The organism is Pseudoclavibacter terrae (assembly GCF_008831075.1).
GTDB classification, from domain to species: domain Bacteria; phylum Actinomycetota; class Actinomycetes; order Actinomycetales; family Microbacteriaceae; genus Pseudoclavibacter; species Pseudoclavibacter terrae.
Window position 1 is genome coordinate 25,167 of sequence record NZ_WBJX01000004.1, and the last position, 14,036, is coordinate 39,202.

General features: G+C 67.8%; 10 protein-coding genes. 3 read left to right on the forward strand and 7 right to left on the reverse strand.

What is annotated here, in order from left to right; all coding sequences use genetic code 11:
- Nucleotides 1-18: 18 nt before the first annotated feature.
- Both F8O03_RS11955 and F8O03_RS11960 read left to right on the forward strand, forming a co-directional pair.
- Nucleotides 19-867, forward strand: coding sequence for an ABC transporter permease (locus F8O03_RS11955; protein WP_167516557.1), 849 nt, complete (start codon nt 19-21; stop codon nt 865-867).
- On the forward strand, nt 868-2,070 hold the full coding sequence (locus tag F8O03_RS11960) for an ABC transporter ATP-binding protein (protein WP_208851863.1): 1,203 nt from the start codon (nt 868-870) through the stop codon (nt 2,068-2,070).
- Between the two features lie 156 nt (nt 2,071-2,226).
- Here the strand turns inward: F8O03_RS11960 and F8O03_RS18270 are convergent, their stop codons facing one another.
- From F8O03_RS18270 to F8O03_RS11985, 6 genes are all read right to left on the reverse strand, one after another.
- Complete coding sequence (locus F8O03_RS18270; RefSeq protein WP_208851864.1) at nt 2,227-5,568, reverse strand: hypothetical protein; 3,342 nt, start codon at nt 5,566-5,568, stop codon at nt 2,227-2,229.
- A gap of 268 nt (nt 5,569-5,836) precedes the next feature.
- On the reverse strand, nt 5,837-6,901 hold the full coding sequence (locus F8O03_RS11965; protein WP_151424069.1) for an NAD-dependent epimerase/dehydratase family protein: 1,065 nt from the start codon (nt 6,899-6,901) through the stop codon (nt 5,837-5,839).
- A 70-nt stretch (nt 6,902-6,971) separates the two neighbouring features.
- The gene (locus F8O03_RS11970) at nt 6,972-8,216 is read right to left on the reverse strand and encodes an alginate O-acetyltransferase AlgX-related protein (protein ID WP_151424070.1); all 1,245 of its coding nucleotides are present in this window, start codon (nt 8,214-8,216) and stop codon (nt 6,972-6,974) included.
- Nucleotides 8,213-9,430 carry an acyltransferase family protein gene (locus F8O03_RS11975; protein WP_151424071.1) on the reverse strand — a complete coding sequence of 406 codons (1,218 nt, stop codon included), beginning with the start codon at nt 9,428-9,430 and terminating at the stop codon, nt 8,213-8,215. The genes F8O03_RS11970 and F8O03_RS11975 overlap by 4 nt, the downstream gene beginning before the upstream one ends.
- Before the next feature lie 108 nt (nt 9,431-9,538).
- Nucleotides 9,539-10,171, reverse strand: a complete 633-nt coding sequence (locus tag F8O03_RS11980) for a hypothetical protein (protein WP_151424072.1) — start codon at nt 10,169-10,171, stop codon at nt 9,539-9,541.
- 73 nt (nt 10,172-10,244) lie between these two features.
- Nucleotides 10,245-11,954 carry a rhamnan synthesis F family protein gene (locus F8O03_RS11985; RefSeq protein WP_151424073.1) on the reverse strand — a complete coding sequence of 570 codons (1,710 nt, stop codon included), beginning with the start codon at nt 11,952-11,954 and terminating at the stop codon, nt 10,245-10,247.
- A gap of 93 nt (nt 11,955-12,047) precedes the next feature.
- Here F8O03_RS11985 and F8O03_RS11990 point away from each other — a divergent pair, with 93 nt between their 5' ends.
- Nucleotides 12,048-13,100: a glycosyltransferase family 2 protein gene (locus F8O03_RS11990; RefSeq protein WP_151424074.1), complete on the forward strand. Its 1,053-nt coding sequence runs from the start codon at nt 12,048-12,050 to the stop codon at nt 13,098-13,100.
- A gap of 74 nt (nt 13,101-13,174) precedes the next feature.
- On the opposite strand, the gene rfbA is transcribed toward F8O03_RS11990, so the two are convergent.
- The gene (gene rfbA / locus F8O03_RS11995; protein ID WP_104252242.1) at nt 13,175-14,035 is read right to left on the reverse strand and encodes a glucose-1-phosphate thymidylyltransferase RfbA; all 861 of its coding nucleotides are present in this window, start codon (nt 14,033-14,035) and stop codon (nt 13,175-13,177) included.
- Nucleotide 14,036: the final 1 nt, after the last annotated feature.

Genomic DNA, 14,036 nt, shown 5'->3' on the forward strand with positions numbered 1-14,036 from the left:
ATGTCTAAGCCTGTCTCTGTGAGGTCCCAGTCCCGGGGTCTCACGTTCAATCTCCTGGTCAATCTCACGCTCCGTGAGATCCGGTCGGAGTACAAGCGCACTGCGCTCGGGCGAATCTGGTCGCTCATCAACCCGCTCGCGCAGATCGCGACGTTCTCGCTCGTCTTCGGGCTGCTGTTCGAGATCTCGGCCCCTCCCGGTACGAACTCGGGCGTGCACTTCTTCCCGCTGTGGATCGGCATCGGCGTCGTGAGCTGGGGGTTCATCTCCAACTCCGTCAACGGCGGCATGGGGTCCCTCGTCTCGAGCGCCGACCTGCTGCGCAAGGTCTACTTCCCGCGCTGGGTGCTGCCGCTCTCGCGCATCCTCGCGAACGCGTGGACCTACATCATCGAGATCGCGGTCATCACACTCATCATGTGCTTCATCGGCGGCCCCATGGTGCTGGCCTACCTGCCGCTCATGATCCCGCTGCTGGCCCTCATCATCATGTTCGTGCTCGGACTCGCCCTCATCCTCTCGGTCGTCGTCGTCTACTTCCGCGACATCGAGCACCTCTGGGGCATCCTCACGCAGCTGTGGCTCTACGCCTCCGGCGTCATGTTCCCCCTCCAGATGGTGCAGAACGCGCAGGACAACCTGACCGAGGAGGGCAGCCTGCTCTTCGGCGAGCCGTGGCCGCTCGTCTTCCTCTTCCAGCTCAACCCGACGCAGCGCATGCTCGAGTCGATCAGGAACATCGTCTACGACTACCAGGTGCCGCCACTCGAGAACTGGCTCTACATCGGGGTCTGGGCAGTCGTGATGCTGGGCATCGGCATCCTCGTGTTCACCAGGTTCTCGAAGAACATCGTGGAGGAGCTCTAAATGGCAGGCACAGCAGTCGACGTCACCGGCGTCTCGAAGACCTTCCGCATCTACCACGACCGCAACCAGTCGCTGAAGGCGACGGTGCTCAAGGGCGGGCGGGCGAAGTACGAGGAGTTCAAGGCCCTCGACGACGTGACCTTCCAGGTCCCGGAAGGCGGCACCTTCGGCCTGCTCGGCCGCAACGGCTCCGGCAAGTCGACGCTCCTCAAGTGCATCGCCGGCATCCTGTCGCCGAACTCAGGGACCATCACGACGCGCGGACGCATCGCCGCGATGCTCGAGGTCGGATCCGGCTTCCACCCCGAGCTCACGGGTCGCGAGAACGTCTACCTCAACGGGTCGATCCTCGGCATGTCGAAGCAGCAGATCGACAGTCGCTTCGACTCCATCGTCGACTTCTCCGGCATCGAGAAGTTCATCGACCAGCCCGTGAAGAACTACTCGAGCGGCATGTACGTGCGTCTCGGCTTCGCCGTGTCCATCCACACGGAACCGGATGTGCTGCTCGTCGACGAGGTGCTCGCGGTCGGCGATATGGACTTCCAGGCCAAGTGCCGCGCGAAGTTCGCCGACTTCAAGGCGAGCGGCCGCACCGTCGTCGTCGTCTCGCACGGCCTCGAGGGCATGCGCGAGTTCTGCGACCGCGCCGCCTGGCTCGAGCAGGGCGTGCTGCAGGAGGTCGGCCCCGCGACGGCGATCATCGACAAGTACCGGGACTCCGGCAACGTCACCGAGATCATCGAAGGCGGCGGCCAGCGCCACGGCAGCGGCGAGCTCTACATCGACACGATCGAGCTCGTGAGCGAGAGCGGCGCCGTCGACAACGAGATCCGCACAGGCGAGTCGCCCACCATCCGCCTCAACTTCGAGGCGAGGCGCCCCGTCGAGCGCCCGAACTTCAAGATCGCGATCGAGACGCTCGAGGGCGTCCGCATCTGGAGCACCTCCTGCAAGCAGCTCGGCTGGCAGCCCGACTCCGTGCAGGTCGGCCAGGGCAGCATGGACTTCCACCTCGACCGCCTCGCCCTCGCACCGGGCGAGTACGTCGTCAACGCCGAGGTGTGGCGTGACGAGAGCACGACGCCCGTCGACAGCCTCACCGGCTCGTTCCGGTTCGGCGTGCACGCAGGCACCCCGTTCGCGCTCGAGGGCGTGCTCGCCATGGATGCCCGCATCGTCGCGAAGCTCCCCGGCCAGTAGCGCGCCGCACACCCAACGCAGAAGACCCTCGCCTCGGCGGGGGTCTTCTGCGTTGTCGCTCGAGCCCTCGAGCGGCTCGAGCGTCTCATACAGAAGACCCCCGCCAGGTGAGCATCGCTCGCGCCGGCGGGGGTCTTCGTGTCGTGCGGTCCGGCGCTAGCCGGCGACCGGCTCTCCGATGCGGAACGTGGAGAACAGCTCGCGGGACAGCTGGAACGTGGTCGGCTCCGTGGTCGCGGTCGGCTCGGCGGCGGGCGTCTCGTCGACTCCAGCGTCAGCCTCGGCGGCCTCAGCGGGTGTCTCGACGGGCTCCTCGGTCGAGGTCGCGGTCGGTTCCGCCGTAGCCCCGTCGGTGGCATCCGGGCGGCTCGTGTCCGTCGGCTCATCGTCGGCGGTCGCCGCTTCGGTTTCCGTCGCCTCAGGCGCAGCCGTCTCGGTCGGCTCCCCGGTGGCCGTCGCCGTCTCGGTCACGACCGGGGTCGCGAGTGACGGGTCGACCGGGTGCAGCACGCCGTCCTTCACGAGGTAGAGCGTCCCGTCAGGGCCGAAGACCCGGTCCGTGATCGGCTCGGCGGTCGCGGAGACCGTGAGCCCCGCGCCGACCTCGGGCGAGATGAGCGCGAAATCGAGACCGAAGGCAGCCGCGTGGTCCGGGGTTGCGAAGGGCACGAGTTCACCGTCGACTCCGATGTAGGAGACGCCGCCGACCGTGACGGCCGAGGTGTAGAGCGGTGAGGTGTTCTCACCGAACTCCGCGAAGTTCGCGTCCGGCACGCTGCGCGGGTTCTCGATGTCGAGTCCGAGCTGCGCTGCGACCTCGGGCGAGCCGACCTGCAGGAGCTCGTCGCCGTTCACGATCCAGGTACCGGTCCCCGCACGGTTGGTGATGACCTCACCGGCCGTGAGCGGGACAGCCGGCTCTGGCGCTGCCGTCTCCGTCGGCTCGGGAGTGCCTGGGGCATCCGTCGACGTCGGAGTGGGCTCGATCGAGGGGTTCGTGGGCTCTGGCGTCGCGCTGGTGGTCGGGGTCGCCGTCGCGGTCGGTTCCGGCGTCGCCGTTGCCGTGGGCTCTGGCGTCGCGGTGGGTGTCGCCGTCGGCGTCGCCGTTGCCGTGGGTGTTGCCGTTGCCGTCGGAGACGGCGTGGCCGTCTCGCTCGGCGTCGGCTCGCCCCAGCCTGCCGGGAGCTTGGTGAGCTGCGCGCCCGTCGTGATCTGGTCGGCGAACGCGGTCGGGACCGAGATCACGTTGCCGACGGCGCCGAACTCGACGAGGAGCTTCGGGGACGAGATGTGCTGCTTCTCCCCATCCGTCACCAGGAAGATCTTCCCGCTGCCGTCCTTGATGAACTCGGTCATCGAGGCGCCGGCGTTCGGGACGACGCCGCAGAGCTGCGCCGAGATCCCCGGGAAGTCGATGCCGTAGGCCGCCTCGAGCTCAGGCGTCAGCTTGTACGCCTCTCCCTCGGTCGCGACGTAGGCGTCGTCGCCGCAGCGGAACTGGTTGGTGGTGATGGCCGTGTCGCGAACCGGGATGCGGTCGAACGAGGCCTGGGTGATGACGTAGGGGCTCGAGCCGAAGCCGTAGTCCTCGGCGAGCTCGCTGCTGGCCACCTTGGTGAGGTGGGCGCCGTCGAGCACGTAGAGGGTGTCGCTGTTCGGGCTCTTGATGAGCGCGCCGTTGGTGATGCCGTTGCCGGTGTCGATGCCGTCGAGCGTTCCCTTCGGCACCGTGTAGACGGTGCTCGAGATGCCGCGCTTCGTGGCCTCGGCCTCGGCGTCGCTCTTCGAGGAGAACTCGACGCGCTCGCCGCCGACGACGAGGTTGATCGTGTCGGATCCGCGCTCCTGCACGAAGTGGGCGCCGGGGACGGAGCCGTTCTTGCCGAGCGATCCGATGATGCCGGCCGGGAGGGAGACGAACTTCGAAGTTCCGTACGTCGACGCCGGCACCCGCAGGAGGCCGCCGTCGGTGTGCACGTAGCTCGACGTTCCGTCGGTCACGAGCGGCTCCGCCGACAGGGCGTCACCCTGGGTGAGCTTGCCGTAGGCCGGGCCGAACGTGCCGGTCGCCTTGAACGCGCTGAAGTCGGCGAGCGACGCGGGAACGGCATGGGCCGTGAGGTCGCTGTCGAGCACGACCTTGCCCGAGCCGTCGAGCTTCTCGACGATGGCACCTCCGGTCAGGAACGGCTCGCCGTCGCTGAGGAAGTCGATCTTGTCGTCCTTCAGCTTCGTGGTGCCGATGTACATGCCCTGGGCGCCGAGTTCGGCGATATCGGCGACCTCGCGCTTGGTCGTGCCCTCGATGAAGAAGATCTGACCGCTCGTGTTCTGGACGAACTTCTCGAGCGCTCCGCCGTTGTTGAACTTGTCGAGCTGCTCCTGCGTGATCTTCGCGAGGTCCGAGCCCTGCTGGTAGCCGAAGTCGGCCGCCACGGTCCAGTTGCGAACCTTCCGGAAGACACCGTCGTCGATGTAGTACGGCGTGTTGTCCGGGCCGACGAGGATCTCCCCGACGTTCGCGCCGGTCGTGTACTTGTCGAGCGTCGATGCCGGGACCGTCGAGACGGCGCCGAGTGCGTAGGCGAAGTCGGCGACCTTGGATGCGGTGACCGGGTAGCGGACCTCCTCGGAGAGGAAGTACACCTGCGAGCTGCCCTCGGCCTTGACGAGCCACGGCACGCTGACGGCACCCTTGGGGTCGCCGAACCAGTCGGTGTACATGCTCCAGAAGTTGCGGTTTCCGTAGGCGGAGCATCCGTCGCCCTCGCCGTACATGTTGTTCAGCGCAGCCTGGTTGGGCTGGTACGGCGTGTAGTTGTAGAGGCCAGCCGTCGCGTAGTTCGAGATGTAGACCGCGGAGGAGCCGCAGGAGAAGTTGGGGTTGTACAGCACGTTGTTCGACGCGAACGGGATGTGGTTGAAGCTGTACGGGTTTGCCTTGTAGTTCTGGAACTGACGCGCCGCGTTGTAGACCTGGTAGAAGAAGCCGCCGTAGCTCTGGTCGCAGGGTGCCGTGTCAGGGCAGCCGAATCCGGTCGCCGCCGCGAGGCGACCGAGGGTCGGGCTCTGCATGGAGACGAGGCTCTGCTCCTTCTCGAGGAGCACGAGCATGGCCTTCTGGCTGAAGTTGCAGGCCTGGCCGACCTTGGCGATGATGTCCGCCGCCGACTCGCCGCCGCCCGCGCCCGAGTAGGCGGAGCAGTACTGCGTCGCCGGCATGGACGGCGTCGCCTGCGTGTAGTTGCGCAGCGCCGTCGGCGATGACGAGCCGTTGCGCGAGACGAGGAACTGCTGGACCTCGGCCGCGGACATCGCGTTGCCGTTGTAGAAGTTCTCGTCACTGATGAGGTTGCCGGGGTCGAAACCGCTGGCGTCGGCCGCGGCAGCGGTGTCGATACCGCCGCTCGTGGGGCTCGAGGCGATGAGCTGCAGCCCGAGGAGCCCGGAGGCTGCTACCGCTGCGGTAGCGAATATGGCAAGAGTACGGCGAAACATGAGTTCCCAACGCGTCGGTCGACTGGGTTGCTGGGCATCCACGGAGTGCACCGAGAAGGCTCAGCAGTTTCCAAGTATGCATACATGCGCCACGGAACTCCACACCCGTCCCAACTTTCACACGAGTCACATAAACAACATCCGTGTCAGTGTTGACCCCGCGAGGCCCGGAAACACAACGATCACGGACCCAGACAGGTCCGTGATCGTCGCGACACGCCCAAGGAGAGCAATCCGGGGAATCCGGTCGCTGTGCCGTATATGCGACCTACTCGGCCCGTTCGAGTCCCTGCGCGTCGATCCAGTCGCAGAGGAGGCCAACGCCCTCGTCCACCATGATCTGAGGGCTCCAGCCCAGCGCTGCGCTGGCTTCCGACACCTCGCAGGACGCGTGGCGGACGTCGCCGTTCCGGAACTTCCCGTTGATCTCCGGCGCAGGCGCGCCGTAGTGGGCCGCGATGAGCTCCGCGAGGTGGAGGATCGATGTCCCCTCCCCCGACCCGATGTCGTAGGCGTCCGCGTTGGAGTCCGACTCGAGCGCGCCACGCACGATGGCGTCGGCCACGTCGTCGATGAAGACGAAGTCTCGGATGATCTGACCGTCCTCGTAGACGGGGATGACGCGACCGGCCTTTGCCTCCTGCGCGAAGAACGACACGATCCCGGTATACGGATTGATGAGCGACTGACCTGGGCCGTACACGTTCTGCAGGCGGAACAGCACATCGGTGACCCCGAGCGCCAGGCACCACGAGCGGAGGATGTGCTCCTGCGCGAGCTTCGTGGCCCCGTAGACGCTCGTCGGCGACGGCGCCACCTTCGACGAGACGAACGGGAGCGCGGAGAGACCAGGGAAGTCCCACTCGCCGCGCTCGAGCATGGCGGCGGAACGCTGGCCCGGGTAGCTCACGGCCCCGTCGGCGTCCACCCAGGCGCCCTCGCCGTAGACCGCGCGGCTCGAGGAGAGGACGATCTTGCTCGGCAGCTTGTCGGCGCGGACAAGCGCATCGAGCATCTCTGTCGTCCCGACGACGTTCACGCTCGCGTGGCGTGTGGCCTCCAGCAGCGACTGCCCGGTGCCGGTCTCCGCAGCCAGGTGGATGATGACGTCCGGATCCACGTCGCCGAGGAGGGCATCCCAGTCGGCCGCCGAGGTCACGTCGCCCTTCACGAACTCCACGCGGCTATCGAGCTCACTCGGACGCTCGGGGACCGGGTGGATCTGCGGGTGCAGGTTGTCGAAGGCGATGACCCGATCGAAATGCTCGGGCAGGCGGCGGGAGAGGGCGGATCCGATGAATCCGGCTCCCCCGGTGATGAGACAGGTCGTCATGGCGTTGCTCCTTAGGGTCTCCCCCAAGGCTAGCGAAGCGACACGTCAGGCGACGCTGTCGCTCATGGTGCTACTCGGATGGGAGAACCGGGATCCAGTTCAGGTATCGCTCCGTCATCTCGAAGATCACGACGTCCGGCTGGTAGTCGGCCGCCTCGGCGAGCACATCCGGGATCTGCTCGGTGGCGCTGCCGAGGTTGCTCGTGACCTGCTTGGTCTCGGCGAAGCCGGTCTGCCAGGTCGGTCCGGCGCTGTTGCCCTGGCTGTCGCGCACGATCAGGGCGCGCAGGTCGGACTGCGCACCCTCAGTGACCGTTGTGGCCGGCAGCTGCAGCATGTCGAGCCCCTTGCCCGCGTCGACCTCCAGCACGGAGCCGTCGTTGAGCGTCGCCTGCATCTTCGGAGGCGCCTGGTCCAGCACCGGCGTGCCCCAGCCGGTGTCCGTCGTCGGGAACCCATAGGCCTCGAACTCGCTGATGACGGGCATGTCCCCGACGCTCGAGTAGTCCAGCGGCGCGAGCGCCTGGTACTTCGCGTCGACCGCTCCGAGGCAGCCGGCGAGCTGCTGCCAGCCGATGGCGGCACCGAAGGGCGACCAGTGACTGTTGCCGGGCGCGTAGACCGCACCCTCCTCGGAGGCGTCGCGCAGCGCCTGACGGGTGTCGACGAGCGGCAGTTCGGGATGCGCGTCGACCAGGTAGTCGAACGCCGTCGGCCCGCGGAGCTCCTGCGCCCACTCGGGCAGCTGCTCAGGGTGCACCGACCAGTCCGCGGGGACGACCTGGATCACGAAGTCGATGCCCTGGGCGCTGAGGCCCTCGTCGATGGTCCGGAAGTAGCTCGCCCATTCCTCGCTCTCCTCGTCGCTGAGGAAGCTGCGGCCGAGGGCCTGCGAGAAGTTGTTCGCCTGCGTGTCTCCCCAGAAGACCCAGCCGTTCTCCCCAGGGACGAAGAGCTGGGCATCGGGGTCGGAGCCGATGTGCTCGTTCCACACCGCCTCGCTGGCCTCTCGCTCCTCGCCCGTCCACGGAGAGGCGGTGACGGGGTCCACGAGACCCGGCTGGCACTGCTCGCCTGGCAGTCGCGTGGCCTCCGACTCGGGAGCTTCCGCCGGAGGCACGAACTCCTCCATCGCTATGGCGTTCCGGGTCTGGTACCCCGCGACCGTCGCCACGATCGCAGCGATGAGCAGCAGGATCAGCGGGATGAGCCGCACCCGGTGCCACCGCTGCGCCCAGGTCAGCCGCCCGGTCTCGGACTTCGGTTCCTCGAAGCCGCTGTCTGGCCGGACCCCGCTCGGGCCGACGGCGGTCATGAGCTGACCTCCACGCGTCCGGCGCGGATACGCGCGGCGAAGTTCGACGATGAGTAGGCGGGGTTGACGATCCGGCGCTTCACCGCATCCACCACCGGGGTGCCCCGCTCGAGGAGCCACGCGAGCCACTTGGGGGTCCAGTTCTTGAGACTCATCGCGGGGCTCTCGATCAGGTGCCAGGATATGTACGCGCAGATGTGGGCCGCGAGCGCGATGACGAGGTGGTAGACGAACCAGCCGGCGTTCTGCAGGCCGAAGTACGCCCCGAACTGCATGAGCGGCCAGGCGAAGATGTAGATGCCGTACGAGAGATCGCCGTGCTTCTCCCACCTGTTGAGCCGCGGCGTGCGGATCGCGAACCACATCAGGAAGTACATGAGTCCGTACTGACCCCACATGTTCCAGCCGCCGAACGCGTACGCGAAGCCCGCGATGCCCAGCGCGAGCACGGCCAGCCGGTCATCGATCGGAATCTTGTCGCCGAACAGGGCGAACAGCATCCCGAACGCGAACGGGGCGAAGAACATCGGGTAGAAGGGGTTGGTGAGGAACGGGCTGAGCGAGGTCATCTCGACCCAGCCGCTCCAGGTGAGGAAGTTCACGCCGATGATGCCGACCGCGATGATGCCGCCGACGATCCGGTTCGAGAACACGCCGAAGAGGCCGAGCAGCCCGACCATGATGTACGCGCGGAACTCGTAGAACAGCGTCCACGCCGACCCGTTCCAGTCGAATCCGCCGATGCTGGCGAACGGCAGCGAGCTGCCCATGCCCGCGATGTTGCGCTGGCCGAGCTCGAGCCACATGTTGCTCAGGAAGTACGTGAAGGGCGACTCGGTGTCGGCATCCCAGTAGCCGGCCATGGACCCCGTCTCCTGATGCCAGGCGATGGGGGCGAGGACGAACGCGGTCGTCAGCAGGGCCAGCCAGAAGGCCGGGAAGATGCGCAGCGCCCGGCGCCAGAAGAAGCGGAAGATCGTCGACTTCCCGCGGCGGCTCTGCGTGATCAGGTAGCCGGAGAAGAAGAAGAACCCTGCGACCGCGACACCGCCGAGGGACTGCTCGCTGGAGATCTGCGTGCCGAGGTCGTGCCCGCCATAGAACCCTGCGAGGGGCCCCGCGTGCGCGAAGATCACCGCGAAGGCGAGAAGCCATCGGAGGAACCCGATGCTGTTGGCCCGTGGATCAAAGGCCTTGTCGAGCGTCAGCGGCATAGCTTCCTAGGTCGTGGAGTCGTTCGCCCGCAAGCAGGCGGCGCTTCATCCTACACAGAGAGCAGAATCACGATTTCGGGCCGTCAGGCCGGAAATCCGGGGCTCCGGCTAGGAGACGGTGACCGTCATCGGCTCACTGGAACCGCTGCCAGCTGGGCCCTCGTACTGCATGACGGCCGACCAGTCGCCGGCCTTGATGGCCGGGTCGCGCAGATTCACGATGCAGCTGGACGCGTCGGTGTCGGCCGAGGTGGGGGCCGTCGCCGTCGCCGTCGCCGCGAACGTCTCCGGACCGTTCTTGAGGACCAGCGTGCACGTTCCGCCCGGGTCGGTGGTCGAGACGAGGGCTGCAGCCGAGATGACGCTCTGGTCCGGCACCCAGTAGACGCGGCTGAGGGAGACCTGCACGGCAGCACCCTCGGCCGGCTGGCTCGGCTCCGCCGTCGCCGTCTCGGTCACGGTGACGGTCGGAACCGGCGTCGCCGTCACGATGAGCGTCTCGGGAACGGCGACCTCGGTCGCCTGGGGCAGGGTCGTCACGGGCACCGTGTTGTCGGCAGGCGCGCCCTGTCCGAGCGGGTTCATGAGCACGAACACGATCGCGGCGATCGCCACGGCCGCCGCGATGAGCAGGCCGATGACAAGCCCCCGGCCGGTGCCACGGCGCTCGGCCTGGCTCTCCAGCTCTTCGAGCTCGTCGGGGTCGTACTGCCCGCCGAGCGGCGTCTCGCCGTTGCTCATCTGCCACCTCCAGTCGCAGACACGGTACCCCGGCGCGGGTAACGGCCACCTGATGCCGCGCCGCGAAGCGGGTTCAGCGGATGCGAGCGAGCAGCCCCTTCGCGTCAGCGGCGAGGCGTCGCAACGGCTCCTCGAGCGCCGGCATCCGGCGGAAGAGCGACGCGGCGAGCCCCGCGACGCGACTGCCGCCTGGCCTCCGTGCACGCGCGAAGCGGTGCGGCGCCCGCACCTCAGCGCCGAAGTCCGCGACGAGGTCCTCGTACTTCGCGGCCAGGAGCGCGTAGTCGCTCGCGAGCCCGTCGGCGGTCTCCGCCTCCGACACGGCGAACCCGGCGTCGAGCACGAGGCGGCTCGCGAGCAGGTCGAGCAGCCGCGAGAGCTCACCGTCCGGGAACCGCGTCTCGAGCGCCGCGAAGCCGCGCGCCCCCAGAGCCGCTGCGAGCTCGCGGAGCGCATCCACCCGGTATGCGGCGAAGCCCGCGAACGGCGCGACGGGCGAGTTCGCGTCCAAGGGCGCATCCGCACCGAGCGAAGCTGCAAGCGCGGCCGCCTTCGCTCGAGCACCCCGCCACCCGTCGGCGAGCAGCCCCGTGCCGATCGGCGGTGTGACAGGGACGACCATGCCAAGCGATCGATGGTCGGCGAACTCCCACGCGAGGGGCTCGGCGCGCTCGAAGATGACCCGGCGCCCACGCTGGCGGGCGAGCAGCGAGGCGCTCGCAGGCATCGAGTCCAGGGACGCGGCCGCGGCCGACTCGACGAGCACGAGGTCGGCGCCGAGGAGTCGAGTGTCACCGCTCGCCAGCCTGCGCCAGAAGTCACCGCGCACGATGCGGAGGTGGAGCCCCGAGATGGTCGCCGACTCGTCGCCGCTCGCCTCGTCGCGAACCCATTCGTGCGTGAGAGCGGTGGATGCGCGCCGCAGGACCCTGGGCCCCGCCCCGACTCCCCCGGCCAGCACGCGGCTCGGCGCGAACCTGGCCGTGCTCTCGACGAGCACGTCGATGGGGAACGCGCGCCGCTCGAGATCGAGCGCCACGTCGCGAGCGGACACCCCCCGATGGTCGAGCTCGACCGGGTCGTGGACGAAGATCCGGCGCTTCACGAGCGGCGCACCGGCCTCGAGCAGGAGAACGGGCGTCTCGAGGCTCGGATTGGCGACCGGGGCCCCGTCGACTCTGAAGTTGCCAGCCGGGAACTGCGCGCCGACCGAGAAGCCGCGCTCCGCGAAGAATGGCGAGAACCGAGCCTCGTGGTTCCTGACCGAATCGTCGTACGACCGGATCTCCGGCATCGACGCCCAGTACTCGGCCCACGCTTCGCTCACCACGACGCTCCGACGCACAGCGATCCAGTGCGACTGCAGATGCGCTGGCATCGTGCCGCGTCGCGTGTACGGGTCGGGCGTGAGCTCGCCGTGCTCGGTGACGCCCCACACCTCGTGCCCCGCCGCATCCGCCCACTCGAACGTCGCGGCGAAGTCGCCGACGGGGCCGAGGAACGTGTAGTTCGCGAGGACCACCTCATCGAACGTGGCCAGACGCTCAGCACCGATCTCCTCGAGCGCCGCACGGTAGCCGCCGACGTCGAAGCCCTCATTGGGTCGCTCGAAGACCGAATCGGCGACCGCGCCGAGCGACGCGCGCGACGCGTCGGTCACCGAGCCGTTCACGACGACGAAGAGCTCGCTCGCGTGCGGGCGCAGGCCGCGAAGGGCGTGCAGCACGCCAGCATCGGCGACGCCAGCCCTATCGAAGAGCAGGTAGATGACAAGTCGATTCATAGTCGCGGGCGGCCGATACGGCCGACTCCTCCCCTGAGCGCGTGCAGACTCGTGCCAAGCTAGCACCACCGCGCACCAGACCCAGGAGAGCAGATGCCAGCTTCGCGACTCGTCGCCGAACGCCGACCAGAGGATGCCCGCGAGACGCGACTCGGAGACGCAGCCGTCACCGCGGTCGTCTGCACGCACAACGGCGAGAGGTTCCTCGAACAGCAGCTGCTGAGCATCCTGTCGCAGAGCCACCCCGTCGCCGAGATCATCGTCTCGGACGACGCCTCCAGCGACGGCACGGTCGAGCTCGCCCGCCGCGTGCTCGAAGCCTCCGACCGGGCGTTCCGCATCTACACGCGAGACGAGCCGCTGCGTGTCAGCGCGAACTTCAGCTTCGCCCTCGGCGAGGCCCGCACCGAGTACCTCGCCACGAGCGATCAGGACGACGTCTGGCACCCCAAGAAGGTCGAGCATCTCCTCGGCGCGCTCCTCGGCGACGACGAGGCGCTCCTCGCCCACTCGGACGCGCTCCTCGTCGACGAGGACGGCGAACCCATCGGCGGCACCCTCCTCGACTCGCTCGAGATCACGGAGACCGAGTGGCGCGACTACGAGAACGGCCGGCAGCTCGAAGCCCTCACCGCCCGCAACTTCGTGACCGGCGCGACCATGATGCTGCGCGCATCCCTCGTCTTCCGCGCAGGCAACGCGCCCGACCCGTGGATCCACGACGAATGGCTCGCGACGACCGCCGCCCTCGTCAACGGGCTCCGCGTCGTCCGCGAGCCCCTCATCGACTACCGACAGCACACCGACAACCAGATCGGGCAGACCGCGCCGACGCTGCAGGTCAAGATCGCGCAGGCCACGAAGGACGGATCGGCAGACCAGCTGCGCCGCTACCGCCGCGCCGTCGCCCTCCTCAAGCGCGTCACCGAACTCGGCGGCACAGCAGAGCAGGAAGCCCACGTGCGGCGCAAGGTCGCGCACGAACGACAGAGGCTCCAGCTGCCGACCTCACGAATCCGGCGCCTGCCCCGCATCCTCAGATGGACCCTTCGGGGCCGCTACCGGACCTACTCGCGCGGCAGCTACGACATCGCCCGCGACCTCTTCCAGTCGCTGCGGGACCGCGACGCGCACACCGGGAGCTGAACGCCCAGCTGTGACGCGAACGACGAAGGCCGTGACTCGAACGAGTCACGGCCTTCGCCATCACGAGGGACCCGCTACGCGAGCAGCCCCTGCATGTAGCGTCCGTATCCGCTCTTCTGCAGCGGCTTCGCGAGCTCCGCGAACTCGGCGTCGTCGATCCACCCGGCACGCCAGGCGATCTCCTCGATGCAGCCGATCTTGAACCCCTGACGGTCCTCGATGACGCGCACGTACTCGCTCGCCTGCATCATCGACTCGAACGTGCCCGTGTCCAGCCACGCCGTTCCACGGTCGAGGACCTGCACCTGCAGCTTGCCCGCATCCAGGTACGCCGAGTTGATGCTCGAGATCTCCAGCTCGCCGCGCGCCGACGGCTCGACGTTCTTCGCGATCTCGACGACATCGTTGTCATAGAAGTAGAGGCCGGGCACCGCGTAGTTCGACTTCGGCACCTCCGGCTTCTCCTCGATCGACACGGCCTTGTTGTCCTCATCGAACTCAACGACGCCATACGCGACCGGGTTCGACACGTGGTACGCGAAGATCAGGCCGCCGTCGAGCACGTTGTTGCCGCGCAGCGACGAGCCGAGGCCCGAGCCGTGGAAGATGTTGTCGCCGAGCACCAGCGCGACCGAGTCGTCGCCGATGAACTCCTCGCCGATGATGAACGCCTGCGCGAGCCCATCCGGCGACGGCTGCACGGCGTACTCGATGCGCATCCCGAGCTGCGAGCCATCACCCAGCAGGGCACGGAACTGCTCGTTGTACTCGGGCGTCGTGATGATCAGCACCTCGCGGATGTCCGCCATCATGAGCGTCGACAGCGGGTAGTAGATCATCGGCTTGTCGTAGATGGGCATGAGCTGCTTCGAGATGCCCTTGGTGATCGGCCACAGACGCGTGCCCGACCCGCCAGCGAGGATGATTCCCTTCATG